This is a genomic window from Paenibacillus sp. 01T442 (assembly GCF_056398345.1).
Map to the genome: position 1 here is coordinate 16,043 of NZ_JBFTPF010000038.1, position 17,754 is coordinate 33,796.

11 protein-coding genes are annotated in these 17,754 nt (G+C 44.0%); 9 read left to right on the forward strand and 2 right to left on the reverse strand.

The genetic code is table 11. The features are described 5' to 3' along the window. Positions 1-19 precede the first annotated feature (19 nt). The gene (locus AC1DLM_RS23040; protein ID WP_477571297.1) at positions 20-1,207 is read right to left on the reverse strand and encodes an RCC1 domain-containing protein; all 1,188 of its coding nucleotides are present in this window, start codon (positions 1,205-1,207) and stop codon (positions 20-22) included. Between the two features lie 614 nt (positions 1,208-1,821). Beyond that, positions 1,822-2,661 carry a helix-turn-helix domain-containing protein gene (locus AC1DLM_RS23045; protein ID WP_477571298.1) on the reverse strand — a complete coding sequence of 280 codons (840 nt, stop codon included), beginning with the start codon at positions 2,659-2,661 and terminating at the stop codon, positions 1,822-1,824. A 174-nt stretch (positions 2,662-2,835) separates the two neighbouring features. Between AC1DLM_RS23045 and AC1DLM_RS23050 the strand changes: the two genes are divergently transcribed. The 9 genes from AC1DLM_RS23050 (at position 2,836) to AC1DLM_RS23090 (ending at position 17,548) form a co-directional block, all read left to right on the forward strand. Then, positions 2,836-4,728: a beta-L-arabinofuranosidase domain-containing protein gene (locus AC1DLM_RS23050; RefSeq protein ID WP_441989551.1), complete on the forward strand. Its 1,893-nt coding sequence runs from the start codon at positions 2,836-2,838 to the stop codon at positions 4,726-4,728. Positions 4,729-4,990: 262 nt separating this feature from the next. Then, the gene (locus AC1DLM_RS23055; RefSeq protein WP_477571299.1) at positions 4,991-7,225 is read left to right on the forward strand and encodes a helix-turn-helix domain-containing protein; all 2,235 of its coding nucleotides are present in this window, start codon (positions 4,991-4,993) and stop codon (positions 7,223-7,225) included. Positions 7,226-7,591: 366 nt separating this feature from the next. Continuing rightward, positions 7,592-8,521: an ABC transporter permease gene (locus AC1DLM_RS23060; RefSeq protein WP_477571314.1), complete on the forward strand. Its 930-nt coding sequence runs from the start codon at positions 7,592-7,594 to the stop codon at positions 8,519-8,521. Positions 8,522-8,545: 24 nt separating this feature from the next. Next, positions 8,546-9,421 carry a carbohydrate ABC transporter permease gene (locus AC1DLM_RS23065; RefSeq protein ID WP_477571300.1) on the forward strand — a complete coding sequence of 292 codons (876 nt, stop codon included), beginning with the start codon at positions 8,546-8,548 and terminating at the stop codon, positions 9,419-9,421. Between the two features lie 79 nt (positions 9,422-9,500). Further along, positions 9,501-11,132, forward strand: a complete 1,632-nt coding sequence (locus AC1DLM_RS23070; protein ID WP_477571301.1) for an extracellular solute-binding protein — start codon at positions 9,501-9,503, stop codon at positions 11,130-11,132. A gap of 15 nt (positions 11,133-11,147) precedes the next feature. After that, complete coding sequence (locus AC1DLM_RS23075; protein ID WP_477571302.1) at positions 11,148-12,902, forward strand: hypothetical protein; 1,755 nt, start codon at positions 11,148-11,150, stop codon at positions 12,900-12,902. Between the two features lie 15 nt (positions 12,903-12,917). After that, on the forward strand, positions 12,918-13,943 hold the full coding sequence (locus tag AC1DLM_RS23080; protein WP_441989556.1) for a glycoside hydrolase family 88/105 protein: 1,026 nt from the start codon (positions 12,918-12,920) through the stop codon (positions 13,941-13,943). A gap of 235 nt (positions 13,944-14,178) precedes the next feature. Next, the gene (locus tag AC1DLM_RS23085; protein ID WP_441989557.1) at positions 14,179-15,972 is read left to right on the forward strand and encodes a cache domain-containing sensor histidine kinase; all 1,794 of its coding nucleotides are present in this window, start codon (positions 14,179-14,181) and stop codon (positions 15,970-15,972) included. Continuing rightward, positions 15,950-17,548 (forward strand): response regulator, encoded by a 1,599-nt coding sequence (locus AC1DLM_RS23090; protein WP_477571303.1) that lies wholly within the window; start codon positions 15,950-15,952, stop codon positions 17,546-17,548. The genes AC1DLM_RS23085 and AC1DLM_RS23090 overlap by 23 nt, the downstream gene beginning before the upstream one ends. Positions 17,549-17,754: the final 206 nt, after the last annotated feature.

Here is a 17,754-nt window from a genome sequence, read left to right on the forward strand (position 1 = left end):
GGAATTCCACGATTGTAATTCAATTTTTTGGAAGATCAAGCATCCATCTTGGTTTCGGAAATGAAACATGGACCGGACTAAATTTGGGGGTATTGGTGTCGTCGCTTAACTGTCCAAAATTATTATCTCCCCATGCCCAAAGTGTTCCATCTTGCCGAATGGCCGTATTGAAGCCAAAGCCTGAACTAATCGCGGTGATGTGGTCCAACCCCTTAACTTGCACAGGTGTGGTAATCTGTTCAAAATCATGGCTTCCATTCATAGTAAGATATCCCCACTCCCAGACCGTCGCATCTTTTTTAAGTGCAAGACTATGTGTATTTCCGGATGTTAGCGAAATAATATCAGTTAGCCCTGGCACCTGTACGGCTTCTATCGGTTCAGCATCCCCGAGTTTGCCTATCAGTTGACCATAATGGTTTTCGCCCCATGCCATGACGGTGCCATCTTTTTTCAAAGCTAGCAGATGTCTTGTATTCGTTCCTTTTCCTAGTTCAACAATGTCAGATAAACCCGGAACTTGTTTTGTTTTAATGTTATAGGATGTATTTTCATTGATCTGTAAATTCCAATTTGCAGATAAATTGTAGGTATAATCATCGAATCCAGTGGAACTAAATACAGTCCCGTCTTCTTGTAAGGCAATAACCTGATCTTTAAAAAGGGTAATATCTTTTACTTTTTTCAGCGCAGGAATCGGCACAGGGGCTTTTTCTTCTCTTTTCTCCAGACTGTGTTTGGAATTCCACACCCAAACAGTCCCCTCTTTATCCAAAGCTGCGTTTAATTGCTGAGCATTTTCAGCTACTTTAACAATATTTTTTAATTGTGGAATTTGAACCGGAGAAGTGACAGGAAAGTACCAGGTTGTATCCTCAGGTGAATTATATTGATAAGACCATTCCCACACCGTCCCATCTTCTCGAGCAGCCAACCCTCGGCCATTGAAAGCAAAGTCAGAAACATTTTCTAAGCCCTTTACTCTAGTTKGGACGCGTTTACCGATTATCCAGACATGTCCCTCATCATCGAGAAGGCTATACGATTCCAAACCTGCTGACACCTTTACCGGTTGTGGTGAAGCAGAGGAAKAGTCCGCGGCAGCTTGTGCGGAAGAAAAAATAATAGGACTTGTATTCAGGAGTCCTACAGCAGTAAAAGCTAGCAAAAGCTTCTTAAGATGCAAAGTATGAAAGCTCGTTTTCATTGTTCATCCTCATTTCTTTGGTATAAATGGATAATAATTGAAATCAAAACATTATACTGTAAAATATAGGAAAAGTTTCGGTTTGATGTTGAAACGGATGGGAAATGCCTAGTCTGAGTCTAATCAGAACTAGGCATTTTTTAAAAATAATTGAAAGTAACCCGGTCGCTCATCGCACGCTCACGCACAAATATTGTGCGCTAGTGAAGTATCCTGTCGGTCATCGTGCGCTAGAGCACAAATATTGTGCGCAAGAGAAGTATCCCGTCGGTCATCGCACGCTAGCGCACAAATATTGTGCGCTAGTGAAGTAACACGGTCGCTCATCGTACGCTAGCGCACAAATATTGTGCGCAAGAGAAGTATCCCGTCGATCAACGCACGCTAGCGCACAAATATTGTGCGCAAGAGAAGTATCCTGGTCAGTCATCGCACGCTAGCGCACAAATATTGTGCGCTAGTGAAGTATCCTGGTCAGTCAACGCACGCTAGCGCACAAATATTGTGCGCAAGAGAAGTATCCTGGTCAGGCATCGCACGCTAGCGCACAAATATCAAAATGGCGGCGCATGCCGCCTTTTCTTATTTACTTGAGGACTTCTCGTGCAAAATCATCAAAAAGTCTTATAGAAATTGCTCATATAAGCTGAGGGAGATGCCMCTACTACTTTTTTAAACACTCGGCTGAAATAATAAGGATTCTTATATCCTAGTTTCTCACTAATCTCAGATACATTGAGAGATGTGTTTCGCATCCAATCCATCGCTTTGTTTATTCTTAATTTCGTATGCGTTTCAATTATGCTAAGCCCTGTTTGTGTTTTAAAAGTTGCGGATATGTAACTATAGTTTAAATTCAAATGGTTGCTTAGTTTCTCAGAATCAAAGTCCTCGTCTGTATGCTGCTTCAGAAAAGTCATCACCCGCCCAGCAACAGTTTCCCCTTTTCCTGAGTTTCTTGTTGAATTGCTCTGTTCTTTCATCGATTGATGAAGCTGTATAAACAACTGATACACGTGAATGCTGAGTTGAACCATACCATGTTCGGTTGGCTTACCAAAGTCCTCCACTAGCCTATGTAATTTATTTTCTAGAGTTCGATGGAAAGGTGAAGTTCCATGCTTTGGCATTGGGAATCTGTAGGCATAATGATCCGGATAAAAGAAATCGATTTCGGGTAAGGGGGCGTGCTCTTTATAGGAAGCGCAGTCATATTCAGGTGAATTAAAATGYACCCAGAACCAAGATGTTCCTGGTAATGTTTCAGGGCGTCCCCAATGATGAAGCCCTTTTTTTAAAAATAGATGCTCCTTCTCCTGAATGATATATTCCGTGTTCCCCTCAACGACCTGCATGCGGCCATTCGTAACAAATACAAAAACATCGAAGTCCAATATGCGATCGTGATGTGTATAAACTGTATCTACTTGATTCCAGCCGATATCTCGTACCATGGGGAACCGGTCACCTGTTAAATAAACGAACGAATCGATCTTGCAGACCTCCTTTCGTATACCGATACTATTTTATCCCAAAAAAAGTATATGTAATTAGATGATTTGTGTATTTCTATCAATGATAGCAAAGTTCTATAATTATTAAAAACACAAAATAATGGAGGTATTCAGTTGGAATCAACTAGTATGGAAGACTATCAGGCAGGTCAGGTAAAATTGTCAGCAGGACCTCTTACAGCACGCTATGAGCTCAATAAAAAGTATGTAGTAAGCTTAACAAATGAAAATTTACTTCGTAATTTCTATTTGGAAGCTGGATTATGGAGTTACAGTGGAAATGGCGGAACTACTAGTGCAACCACGACGAGTATGGATGGCCCAGAACATTGGCATTGGGGATGGGAATCTCCAACTTGTGAGTTGCGTGGTCACATGATGGGGCATTGGTTATCTGCAGCAGCTCGCATATATGCACAAACGGAAGATAGGTTAGTTAAGGCAAAAGCGGACTTCATTGTCCAAGAGTTGGCTCGCTGTCAGGAAGCGAATGGTGGAGAATGGCTTGCCGCTTTTCCAGAGACCTACATGACTAGAATTGCCAAAGGAAAATATGTATGGGCACCGCATTATACGATTCACAAGCTTTTGATGGGTTTATACGATATGTATAAGATTGGTCAAAATAAACAGGCACTCGAACTTATGCGTGGCTTAGCTTCCTGGTTCTACCGCTGGACTGGACAGTTTAGCCGAGAACAAATGGATGATTTACTTGATTTAGAAACAGGCGGGATGTTGGAAGTATGGGCAGATCTGTATGGTGTAACTCGCGATGATACACATCTTGCATTAATCCATCGGTACGATCGCCGTCGTTTTTTTGACGCTTTATTGACGGGACAAGATGTGTTGACGAATAAGCATGCGAATACGCAGATTCCTGAAATTTTGGGAGCCGCTAGAGCGTGGGAGGTAACGGGCGAAGTGCGATTTAGAGAAGTCGTAGAAGCGTTCTGGAAGTGTGCGGTTACCGATAGAGGGTACTATTGTACGGGTGCTGGAGATGATGGTGAATTATGGGTTCCCGCCGGTCAATTTGCTGAGAGAATGGGCGTAGGACAGGAGCACTGTGTGAATTACAATATGATGCGACTAGCTCACGTACTGCTCAGATGGACGGGAGAACCACAATACGCCGACTACTGGGAGAGAAGGTTTTATAACGGAGTCCTTGCTCATCAGCATGGAGAGACAGGCATGATCTCGTATTTTCTAGGAATCGGCGCAGGGAGTCATAAGAAGTGGGGATCAGCTACGCAGCACTTTTGGTGCTGCCATGGTACGCTAGTTCAAGCGAATGCCTCTTATGAGCAGCAGATTTTCATGGAGGAGAAGGATGGCGTAGTTGTGTGCCAGTGGATTCCAGCTGAAGTTAATTTGAAGATAGATGATACTACAATTAACATTAGTCTTAAGCAAGATGGGCAACATGGTGTTCATCCATTGAATAATTGGAATGTTACAGGCATGACGACGATAACGAAAATTGATATGCCGCCAATTCCTGTACATCGACCTGATCGATTTACGTATCGTTTGACAATTACTTGTGACAAGGATGCTGAATTTACATTAAAACTTAGAGTACCGAGTTGGGTGAAAGACGAGCCGACCATGTATGTGAATGGCGTCCTACTTGCTGATGCTGGTAAACCTCAATCACTCATTGAAATTCGTAAAACGTGGAGCAACGGGGACAACGTGCAAATTGAATTTCCTAAGTCTTTGACATCGGAGCCACTTTCTGGGTCAGAGGAGATGGTTGCTTTTATGGACGGGCCAATTGTATTGGCGGGGTTGATTGAACGTGAACACAGATTGATTGGCAACCCTACATTGCCAGACACCATGCTCATTGCGGATAGTGAGAGGAACCACAGTTGGTGGAATGTGGGCTATTATCGAACGAAGGGACAGGATAGGGGGATACGTTTTATTCCTCTCTATGAAATTAAGGATGAAGTGTACACGATTTATTTTCCTGTTAATCAGATAAAAGAGTAAGTTAGCGAGAGTTCATTTCATGGATGGCACGATGGATCGTTGCTAATGTAAAAATGAGGGTGCGCAGGCTGCAACTAGAGGTTAAAACAACGAAGTGAATAAATGATTGAAGGATGCTATTCCCCTCCAGCCTGATTGGTTGGAAGGGGTTTCTTTGTTCATTCATTGCCTTCATTCTTCTAAATGTGCATGATTCTCCTAATTGAGTATTGACTTGTCTATCCGACTCGTTGTACTTTGTACGAATAAAGGGGATGTTGACATGAGGAAGAAGTGGAGAAATCGCCTTGTATTTGCTTATCTGCCAGTTTTCATTCTCGTTATTATAGTGTTGCTATGGATATTTTTCGTCACCATGAGTGAATTGTCCAAGCAGCAAGCGCTGAAGGCGAACGAGATCTATGCAGAAAATACCATGCAATACATCGATTCCAAGCTGCGAACTGTCGAACAATATATCGTGCAGACATTTCTCGATGACCAATCTGTCATCGATTTTTACAGTACATCTCCGTTTTCTCAGAACCGATATCTTAACGACCGTGACGTATATAAGAAATTAATTTTGCTGCGAGACAGCTTCAGCGAGATCKAATCGGTGTATTTGTATCGTACACGTGACCAAATCGTCTTAAGTGACACGTCGATGATGGGGCTCGATCAATTTTCCAATAGCCAATATTTGAATACGCTAATTGCCGCCCCCCCTGCTAATCGCTGGAGTATAAGTCGTCAGTATATCGACAACGCCGGAGTGACAACGCCCGTCGTATCTCTAGTCATGCGGATGCCGTTGCCGTTGGGAACAGAGGGGGTTCTTGTTGCAAATATAAAATTACATACGATCGCTAAGCTCGTCAACAATGTGTCCAGTTCTAAATTCAGTTATCTTCACCTACTTGATGCCAATGGAGATTATATCATCGGTGACGACGCGATAGACGGAGGAGCTAGCCTAGATCGGGAAGATTTTACCGTTATGAAATCGGAGTACACAGGTTGGACGATTAGAAGCGGATTTATCGACGGCGTATTTTTTCGCTTTCTCTCGAACCTCAATGCCTTCTGGCTGGTGATCGGCATCATCACGGTTCTTGCGGGTGCACTATGGATTATATACGCTAGTCGGCAGAACTATAAGCCGATTCAGTCTCTTCTGGAGCGGCTCTCATCCGTTCCGCTGCAGAGACCCAATATACTAGGACAAGTCAAGTTTGATGAATTCAAAATTATTGACAATCTACTTGATCATCTGCTCGAGCAATTCGGCAAGTATCGGCTAGAGAACGACGAGAATTTTAGCTACCGTCGGCGATATCTGTTCGAAGAATTGCTGACCGGGACGCAGCTTCAGCTGGAAGGGTGGGAAAAGGAGTTATCTCGTTTCGGATTTCATGAGACATACGATCAATATGTGGTGGCCATTATCGAGATCGACAAGTATTCGAATTTCACCTCAACTTACAATAATAAGGATCAATATTTGATTAAATTTATTATTGATAACGTTGTTCAAGAACTGAACCAGAATGAGGGTATTCTGATCTGTCCAGAATGGATTGAAAAGCATCGATTGTGCGTTGTCTGTCAACTGCCGAATGAGATTGCAGCAGGTGATCCGTTTCGAGAGATTATGCGCAAAACAGTGGATTGGATCCACGAAAATGTAGCGATTACGATCACCTGTGGACTTGGAACGAAAGTGTCAGGCATTCATGGGGTATCTAGTTCCTATGAAGAAGCGTTAGAAGCACTCAGCTATAAGACCACGGTCGGAGTCAGCAGCGTTATTGAATTCAAGGATATCACTAACAAGTCGGGCGAAGAAATATTCCGATCCCTTCCATATATTCGTGAATTGGTCCATTTCTACAGGCTCGGTGAAGCCGAATGGGAACGCCATTATAACGCCCTGTTTGTGGAAATTCGCTTACAGTTATTTTCAYGGGAACAAGTTGTCAATCTGATGAATTATTTATTATTTCACTTTTACAAGGAAATGTCGGGGTTATCCGCAGATTATCTGGAATGTTGGCGAGAATATGCCATGAATCCAATTAACGAATGGATTGTGTCTTTCGACACGGTGGATGAATTGGAGGAAGAATTACATCGTATTCTGGAGGATGCCTGCAGGAGGCTGGATAACCTTCGCGCGCAGCGAAGTCAGCATGATCTGATTGACCAAGTGAAAGTGTATATCGAAAACGAGTATAACAATCCAGATTTCTCACTCGTCATGCTGAGTGAGAAATTTAAGTTGACACCGAATTATTTAAGCCGCTTGTTTAAAGAAGAATTCGGTGAGAAATTCATTGATTATTTGGCTGGCCTACGAATCGAACAGTCTAAATATTTGCTGGTCACAACATCTATTACGATCCAGGAAATCGCAGTGAAGGTCGGGTATACACATACCTTTTCGTTTATTCGTGTATTTAAGAAACTCGTGAGCCGGACACCTGGCGAATACCGCAAAGAGTTCCAACAATTATAATCAGGAAGTATCGAAAACGATCGATTCAGGGAAAGATCAACAAAGTCCCTGAATGGGTCGTTTTTTGTTTAGCCGACAAGCCGTTTGTCCCCAATAGTGCAGGGTATTGTGGAAACAGAGTCTTGTGTGAAAACTGTGCATGGCATGCCACAAAGCGTGGGGCATGCCGTTTAAACCCTGAACTCCTGCTGATTATTGAAGTAGTGCATCGCGTCTAAATGTGTGAATTGCCTTGCTAAGGGACTTCCGTGTAGTGTTGAGTTGTGAACGGAATAGCAACGATCACAACCAAGCGATACACGCTCGGCAGGGCGACATAGGAGGTAAAGTCACATGCAAGTATCTTCGCAGCACACAGCTTTGGACATGGATAAATCAGTTCGAACCAGAGATATTAAAAAGCGTGGCAGCAAATATCTGAAGCAAAATATTCCGCTGTATATCATGCTGACTCCAGCCATTATTTGTTTTCTCCTATTCAAGTATGCGCCGATGGGCGGGATCGTCCTTGCATTCAAKGATTATAACTTTTGGGATGGAATCTGGGGGAGTCCATGGGTTGGATTAAAGCATTTTGATTATTTGTTTAATAATCCACTTGGATGGAAGATCATCCGCAATACATTCATGCTGAGCTTATTAAGCTTTATTGGGTTTCCATTTCCGATATTGGTTGCTCTGCTGCTGAATGAGGTTCGAAAAATGTGGTTCAAGAAAATCGTACAAACACTGTTGTATTTGCCCCATTTCCTTTCCTGGGTTATTGTCGGCGGCATCTTTATCACCTTGTTTTCTCAGGATTCCGGGATGGTGAACGACATACTGGAAAAGCTGGGCGTTGAACGGTATGCCTTCCTTTATCAACCGTTTTCATGGATTGCCGTTTTTTTGAGTGCAGGTATTTGGAAAGAGGCTGGCTTTTCGGCGATCATTTATTTAGCGGCGCTTACGACGATCGATCCGAGCTTGTACGAGTCGACTGCAATGGACGGCGCTGGCAAATGGCGGCAGATGTGGCATGTGTCACTTCCTGGCATTCGACCTACGATTATTTTGATGCTAATCCTTGGTGTAGGACGTGTCATGGAGGTTGGTTTCGATCACATCTATGTGATGCAGAATCGGGTTGTCGCCGATATTTCGGAAGTCATCAGTACGTATACATTCAAGACGGGAATTCAGGGGGGCGAATTCGGCGTTCCGGCTGCAATGGGGTTATTTGAATCATTAGTTGGCTTCACACTTGTGTTAACAGCAAACCGTATTGCCCGTAAATTCAACCAGAGCCTATGGTAATCGGGCTTGAAAGGAAGTGAGAACGTGAGAGAAAATTACGCAGGGAAATGGTTTAATGCTTCTGTTCATACAATTCTGCTGCTGGCTGCCGTCAGCTGCCTTATTCCGCTAATTAATATTATCGCTGTCTCGTTCAGCGACTCAGCGGCCATCGATTCCGGTTTCGTCTGGCTTTGGCCGATTCATTTTAATGTGGAATCTTATAAAACCCTATTTATCGGTTCAAGAGTCATTCCCTCTTTTCTGAACAGCTTGAACATCACGATAGTAGGAACGGGGTTGAGCTTGCTCTGCACGACTCTTGCCGCTTATGCGTTGTCTCGTACATACTGCTTTGGGCGCAAATTTATTACGCTGGCCATGGTGTTTACGATGATGTTCAGCGGTGGGCTGATTCCCTTCTTTCTTCTGATGAAAAGCCTTGGCCTCATTAATACTTACTGGTCCCTATGGCTCCCTGGGTTGGTTGGCGCCTATAATCTGCTGCTCATGCGTACCTATTTCGAAGGTATTCCTGCAGAGATTGAGGAGTCTGCACGCATCGATGGTTGTGKGGAATGGCGGCTTCTTGTACAAATATTTCTTCCGTTATCATTACCTGTTATCGCGACGGTTTGTCTATTTTTAGCGGTTGGTTACTGGAACTCCTTCCTGAGCGTCCTCATATTCATCAATGATGCGGAAAAGATGAATTTGACCGTATTCGTTCAGCAGATGGTGCAGAGTCAGAGCATGCTGATGCAGACGATCGCCTTGCAGCCGGAAGATTTGGAGAATATGTCACCTGAGGCTGTGAAAGCTGGGGGCATTGCGATCATGACACTGCCCATGCTGATTGTATATCCGATTCTGCAAAAGTATTTTGTAAAGGGTGTGATGCTTGGCGCTATCAAAGGATAAGTCGTAAAATGGCGATAGGATGAACGGATTCGAATTCAGTCTATAAATACAAAAKGGGATGAACGAAGTGGAAGTCAAAATGAAGAAAAGTACGTTAACAGCAGTGGTGACTTTGTTGGCGGCAGGGACGGTACTAGCGGCTTGTAGCAAACCAAAAGAAGAGGGTAGTGGAGCTTCCGTCTCACCAACAAAAGCGGGATCATCGTCAACAGCACCGGAGAAACGGGGCAAGATCAAAATGTCCCTCTACGACCGTGGCAACACACCACCAGCGGAAGGATCAATTACGAACAATCGCTGGACGAAATGGATTAACGAAAACGGGCCAGCGGATGTTGAATTTGTTGCCATTCCGAGGTTTGAATCGAAGCAGAAATTTAATACGTTGTTTGCTTCCGGAGAAGCTCCCGACGTGATCAACGAGTTTGAAACGGGCTATCGGGATCAACTGTATACCCAGAAGCAGCTGCTGCCGCTGGATGATCTGGTCAAACAATATGCGCCGAATTACAGCAAGATGCTGGAAAAGTATCCCATTCTGCGCAAGATCGGTACAAAGCCTGATGGTAAATTGTACGAAATTGGGCGAGTTATTCCTAGCACCGTACAAATAGCTGTATTCATCCGCACCGACTGGCTAAAAAAGCTCTCGCTGCCCATACCACAAACGCCGGACGATCTGCTTAAAGTAGCGAAAGCGTTCACCGAACAAGACCCGGACGGCAATGGGAAGAAGGACACGTACGGCTATTCACTCGCTTATTTAGGGGATGAAGCTATTGATGCTATGCATGGCAATTCGATGTTCATTAAAGATGACAAGCTGGTCGAAGAGGATGCGAGAATGAAAGCGGCCGTTTCCTTCAAGAAACGACTGTTTGACGAAGGTGTTGTTGATCGTGATTATTTGACGGATAAGAACGGCGAGAAAGCGAAGAAAGACTTTTTATCTGGCAAGCTGGGAATCTATGTGGCTGATAACGCGAACGTTGATTTACTAACGACGCTCCGCAGCACAAATAAAGAAGCAACGATATCCCCCATGCTGATGCCTAAGACAGAGTTTGGACAATACACGATCAGAATGTTAAATCCGCTTCAGATGACAACGGTTGTTTATGCGGGCTCAAAGGACCCGGTCTCCGCAGTGAAAGAGATTGATTTCATGCTAGCTGAAACGACATGGAAATTGCTCAAATTCGGCACGGAAAACGTTCATTGGAAAAATGATGAGCTCGGATGCCCGAGAGCGACTAATCCGGATTTACGTAAAATTGAAATAGGCTACAACACCGATATGTATATGACAGCGACAACGATTGATTCCAAAGAGATATGTAACGTTCCAGTTCTTGATAAGAATATTCCAAATGCTGAGGAATGGGCTGGAATCAGAAAAGAAACACGTGATCTGTACGAAAACCCCACAGTGCCGCTGTACACGTTAACACATGGTGAGCATATGCCTACACTTCCAGCTGATTTGTTAAAAATCAACAATGATTGGACCCAGCAAAGCAAGGATCTTATTGCCAAGACAGTAGTAAGTGGGAACGGCTATTCCGTTGATCAAGCGATGAATGATCTTAAGAGTTTGAAGCAGAAGATTGGACAAAATCAGACTTTCGATTGGTACGCGAAGTGGTATGAGCAGAATAAAAAGAATGCTTTCTTTACTAAGGACATTTACCAGTTCCTAGCTAAAAAATAATAAGGTGAGATGGAAATGGATTTCATTAGATTGTCCGACGATGCGGAGTTTCTGGCAAGGAATGCGATAGTTAGCCTTGAAGAAAGAAGCTCCTATTTGCTCGATAAGCAAATTCAGAGGGATTTGTCCAAGGATCTATATGGAGGTATGGCCGTTGCGAACCTGAGTAAAGCCATGTATATGGAGGAAAGTAATCAGAGTTTGGTGAGATCATCTGAGTGGTTTGAGCATCCCCATCCTTATGGCCGCGATCCGCAAGGAGAATCGGATTTTACGGCCATAAAGCTGATACGTGCCCTTTACCAGTTTGAACCAATTGGACTTTTGCAGGAGTTGACTACCAACTCCATACGAAATTTTTATCTGAATCATGGTTTTGAAAGCAAGTACAAGTCAGAGAATCATATGTTGCTTTTTCATACTTCCCGGTATCTGGCTGCACAGAAATATCCGAAAGAGTGCTTTAAGGCGTATGGAAAGAAAGGAAAGGAGCTTCTGGAGGAGGAAGGAAACATTCTCCGGGAATACCTTGTTTTTCGCGCCAAGCGGGGCTGGGCAGAGTTTGATTCCTCCAGCTATCTACCAGAGGTCGTGGAGTGTCTGCTGTGTCTCTATGATTTTGCTTGCGATTCGGAACTGGTTAAACTTGCAGAGATGATGCTGGATTTGCTAATGCTGGACATGGTATGCGATAGCCTCGACGGTATGTACGGAGGGGCCCATGGCCGCATCTATGCTCCTGTTGCGTTGGATCATGCCCGAAGCGGTACCTTTCCTCTCTACTATCTGTATTTCGGGCATGGCTATAGGGAGGAGATCCAGGGTCCCTGTCTCATTGCTGCCATTTGTTCGGGCTATCAGCCCCATCAACAGATTTACGAGATTGCACTAGGGAGAACGCAGCCCTATGTTCACGAGGAAAGCAAGCATTTACACTGCATAACTTTTGAAACTCCTCACAAAAAGCTGCCGCAGGAGGAGGGAAGCATCAATAAATATACCTATTACACGCCCCGGTATATCATGGGAGCTGTGAATTTCCAAGATTCATACCGTCTAGGTAGTGAAGCGGGTTGGTATGCCCATCATCAGCAGCACCAATGGGATCTGAGCCTTGTGGAGGAGACCAATTTGAAAATATTCAGTCATCATCCTGGGCATCATGGCACGGAGGGAAGCGAGCATGGCTACTGGACGGGAGATTTGGGTTGTGGTTGCGGGCACTTTTTTGGCGAAAAAAATGTGGTGATGGCAATGTATCAGATCMCTCAGGAGCAAGCGCTGCATTGGATTCATGTCCATGTTCCGAGGGATGCCTTCGATGAGGTGAAGGAAGAGGGGAATTACCTTTTTCTAAGAAAGTCCTGGGTTTATATCTCTTTATTTATCCATAATGGGTATAACTGGACAGAAGATGGAGACTTTGCCAGAAGGGAAATTAGAAGTAAGGGTAGGTGCAATGCGGTCATTTGCGAAGTGGGAGATAACATGAACTTCCCGGATTTTGCAACGTTTCGCAGGACGATTTTACAGAACCGTGTTGCATTTGACCCTGTAAATATGCAGTTATCGTACCATTCCTCCTCGGAGGGGGAACTATCGATGGACAAATCTAAGCGAACCATAAATGGAGAAAAGGTGATCTTTCCTTATCCTACCTATAACGGGCCCTATATGTTTTCAGCTTTTAACAGTGGAATTGTTGAAGTAAAGTCTAACCGAAAAAAGGTAACCTACGATTTTAATCAGATAACAGTAAGGCAAGAGTAAACGGGGGTGTGAAAAGTGAATGGAATTCTGGAAAAAGTAGCACGAACAACCATGGGGATGGATTTTAATGTAGACAAGAAAGGCGATTGGGACTGGGGAGCAGGTGTCGCTTTATACGGATTGCGGAAAGTGTATGAGACAACCGGAAGCCAGGAGATTTATAACTTTATCAAAACGTTTATCGACTCTAACATGGCGAACAGCCAGAAGATTTCGTATAACATCAATACTACCGCACCGCTGCTCTCGGTTTTGCTGCTCTATCGAGAAACGGAAGAACTTCATTATCTTGATTTTGCCGAAAAATTTGCCAGTTGGCTCATGAAGGAAGCTCCACGTTTATCTAATGGAGCTCTTGAGCATACGGTTATTAACGATAAGTTTGCCGGAGAGATGTGGGTAGATACCGTATTTATGGCCGGAGTGTTCTTAACGGAATTGGGACAGATCCTGAATAAAGCAGCTTATATCGAGGAAGGACTGCTGCAGGCAAGGCTTCATATCGAAGCCCTTCAAACCAGGGAAAATGGGCTGCTTTACCATGGATACTGTCTGTCGGGTAATTATCATCTCAGCGGCTGTCTCTGGGCAAGAGGAAACAGCTGGGTAACGATCAGCATACCGGAAATATTCACAACCTTGCGTGGTTATGAAAAGGAAAAAGAATGGTTTTTTGAAAGAATCCACCTACAGGTCGAGGGACTGGCGGCTGTTCAAAATGACAATGGCATGTGGCCTACCATTCTCAATGACGCCTCCTCCTATGAGGAAACCTCTGCGACGGCGGGCTTTGTATATGGAATTAATAAAAGCGTGCGTATGGGCTATTTGGATAAAAAATACTTACACTGCGCGGAGAAAGGGTATAAGGCTGTACTTCGGCATATTTCGGAAGAGGGTACGGTGCAGGATGTTTCGGCAGGAACGGGCATTCAAAAAAGTATTCTGGCGTATAATGCTATTCCCCGTCAGTCTATCATGCCATGGGGACAAGGAATTGCCTTGTTGATGCTATGCCAAGAAGCGCATGAAACAACTTAAGGTCAGGAAGAGTGCATCTATCTCTAGTACGGATGTTCATGCTGGGGATCGACTGTTTTAAAGTGTCATGGTTGAATAACAGGTTCGTCCGACAGCGCAGCGCTACCCACAAGGGTGGCGTTTTTCATATATGTCTTAAAAAAGCGCACTTCCACATTAAATTACAACGGTAGTATCGCGTGAGATTTCTGTTAAAATAGACTTATTCTAAATCGAAAGAATGAGGCGCTCTCTGATGGCATCGAACCCTTTCCGGCTGCACAAAAGCATTTTTGCCAAATTCACACTCTCTTTCATCTCAGTAGGTCTCATCCCACTGCTCATTCTCAGTTATATTTCACTGCAGACGTTCAGCGGCTTTATGGAGCGTTATGCGACGAACAATTATGAGCAAATGCTGCTGTTTGCGAGCCGAAATGTAGATGATATGTTTGTTAAATACAACAGTATTTCCAAACTCATGTACTCTTACGGGGTTGGTGGGCAGTACGGGCAATTGGGACAAGCGATTGCAGCACAAAATAAGGAAAAAGATTACCGATTAACGACGACGATCAACGATTTTTTGCAAACGATTTTATATACTGAACGTAACTTGCAAAATGTCTTTTTTGTTCAGCCGGACGGGACTTTTCAAAGTTTGACGAAGAAAAACGTGGCTCTAGATTACCAATATCAATACCCAAGGGTTGATTGGAAAGAGCAGATGCAGGTCAATCGTAATGGTCTTGGCTTTTTTCCGACGCATAAGCAGGATTATTATATTGGGGCAACGGATCAAGTCATGACGTTTGGTCGCAATCTCACTGACGTCTTGGGGTCATCTAAGGTTGAAGGCGAAATTGTCGGGACCTTTTACATGGACGTAGGGCTAGGCGTATTTAATGAAATTTTCCAGCAGATGGTTCTGAATAATCGGGATACCGTTTATGTGGTTGATAAACAGGGGATTATCCTATATAGCAATAAAAAGGAGCACATCGGTACTGTATTTCAGGCGAATGCTTCGGATGATTTCTTGCATCTACAACAGGAAACAGCTGAGAATAGTATCCAAATTATTGGTGAGTTTTATAAAAAAGAACTGTTTCTCAAAGTAGAGCAGCTCATTCAGACGATTACGATCGTCATCGGCTTATGTATGGTTTCTTTGATTGTGGTCGCAGTCTGGTTCTCTAATCGCTTCTCTAACCCGATTCGCAGTATTACGCGAGAAATGGCGAAAGTGGAGTCCGGTAATTTCGATACGCAGGTGACCGTTAAGACAGAGGATGAGCTAGGGCTCCTATCCCATGGCTTTAATAAGATGGTATGGCGGCTGAAGGAATACATTGACGTTGTGTATGTTGCACAGATTAAACAGAAGCAAGCGGAGCTGAACGCGTTGAAAAGCCAAATCAGACCGCATTATTTGTATAATACGCTGGAAGTGATTCGGATGAGCGCTGTTGCCGAAGATGCAAATGAGGTGGGCGATATGATTTTGTCGTTATCACATCAGCTTAAGTATGTACTCGATTACGGTGAGGAAACGGTTACAATCCGGGCTGAGAAAGCAAACCTGGAGCAATACTTTCACTTGATGGTCATCAGGTACGGCGAGCATAGGCTAGGACTTGACTTCCGCTTCGATTCKGACTTGATGGACTGTGCGATTCCGAAGCTATCTCTGCAACCGATTGTTGAAAACGCTATTTATCATGGCATTATGCCCAGATCAGGGAAAGGCACGATCCGTATTTCGATTGAGAAGCTGCCAGATAACCTGCTTAGTGTCACTGTAGATGACGACGGAGTAGGGATGAGCGAGGATACGTTAGAAATTGTTCGTAAAAAGTTGGCTAATGGCAGTTCGCTGGATACGGGAAGTAGCATTGGGCTCATTAATGTCCATGAACGCATTATTGCATTGTATGGGCAAGGTTTTGGCGTAGAGATCAATAGCAGCCAACATATTGGGACTACCGTCCGTCTTGTCATTCCTTTAACGAAAGAGGTGAGCGTCCGTGTTGAACGCCATTCTAGCTGATGATGAACCGATTATTATCAAAGGGTTAAAAAAGCTCATCCCGTGGGAAGAGCTCGGCATTGCAATCGTAGGTGAAGCGATGACAGGCAGAAGTTTGATGGAACAGATTGAACTCAAGCAGCCTGAACTTGTCATCACGGACATTAGCATGCCAGATGGCACAGGAATTGATGTCATAAAGGAAGTGCAAAGGCGGCAGCTGCGGACCAAAATTATTTTCATCAGCGCCTATCAAGAGTTCTCCTATGCTAAGGATGCTTTAGCCTTCGGTGCAGTCGATTACTTGGTAAAACCGATTGAGAAGAGCCTGTTGCTCGAGGCAGTTGGCAAAGCAATGATGCAGTTGCAGGAAGCAGATGAAGATCAATCCTCCAAAGGTAAGCTGGCCGTTTATGAACAAAAAGATAAGAAGACGCAGCTCGAGGAGCTGTTCGACAGGCTTACGCAAGGGGATATCCGGTGGGAGGAAGCGGAGCGTAAACTTCAAGCTTTGAATGCGCAGTTTAGTGGCCTTTGTTTCAGCGTCCTGTATGTGGAGCTAGCTCATGTTCAGTTACAAGATGGCAGATGGGGAGAGCATGAGAAGCGTTTATTAATGTTTGCGGTATCCAATCTGGTGGATGAGATGATCCAACATTATGGCAGTGGTCTCGTCATTCGAAAAGGCGAGAATTTATGCGTCATTGTGAACCACATGCAGGTAGAGGATGATTTGCAGCGGCTAGCTAACGAAATGCGGGATAAGATTTTATTTTATCTTAAAGTTTATGTGACAATCTGTATCGGTTTGCCGGTTAACAGCCTTCGTGACATGAGGCAATCCTATCTGTCAGCCCTTGAGACGATGAACTACAGCTATTTTGAAAAGCAAGGGATGATTCTATCCTGGTCAGTGAATGAACGGCGTGTTGGCTCAGAGGAGCACTTGGCAAGTGCCAAGCAGGCTGTAATTAAAGCGGTCATTGCCAAGGAAAAGCAGCAGGTACATGAGCTTTTGGGCAGTTTCTTTGAGCAGGCAGCAACCAATGCGAATGGTCGCAAAGAATCGGCGGTATTAATCGTATATGCCTTATTGACAGATTTAATGGAGGAGATGTCGGCTGTTGGGATTGACCTTCAGGTTTCGCCGGAGCAACGGAATGACTGGCAACAGCAGATGCATCAATTTTACCGTTTTCATGATCTTACTGATTTTATAACGGTTCGTATTTTGGACATACTGGAACAAGTAAGCACCGCAGGTGGCAGCCGCGAAGCGCAGCAGATGAAGATTGTTAAGGAATATATTGAGGAGCACTATAGCGAAAATATAACACTAGAAAGCATAGCTTCCCAAGTGTTTATGAATCCGTATTATTTTAGCAGTTTCTTTAAGAAGCACATGCAAGAGAATTTTAAGCAGTACGTTACGAACATCCGAATGAAGAATGCGGTTAGGCTGCTTTTGCAAACGGATCTGCTCGTTTACGAAATTGCTGAGAAGGTTGGTTATCAAAATCCACGGCAATTCAGCGATATGTTCAAGAAAAGTTATGGCAAGCTGCCCCATGAATACAAGAKCCAAATCAAAGGATGAATTGTCGTAATTTCTGTTATTCCTGTAGGCAGCTTCCACTCATGCTTCGATTCGAAGCATGGGTGGAAGCTGCTTTTCCATATAGATAAAAGCACTAGCATTCATTGTCACCTTCTTAAATTCATGCATAACGAGCTTAAAAAACTTCATTCTAAACGATTTGGGCGTATGTTAGTCTTAAATCAAGGAACAGAACAACACCTGAT

Coding starts and splice junctions, on each gene's coding strand:
- AC1DLM_RS23070 (WP_477571301.1), top strand. CDS start 9,501: ATGAAGAAAAGTACGTTAACAGCAGTGGTGACTTTGTTGGCGGCAGGG.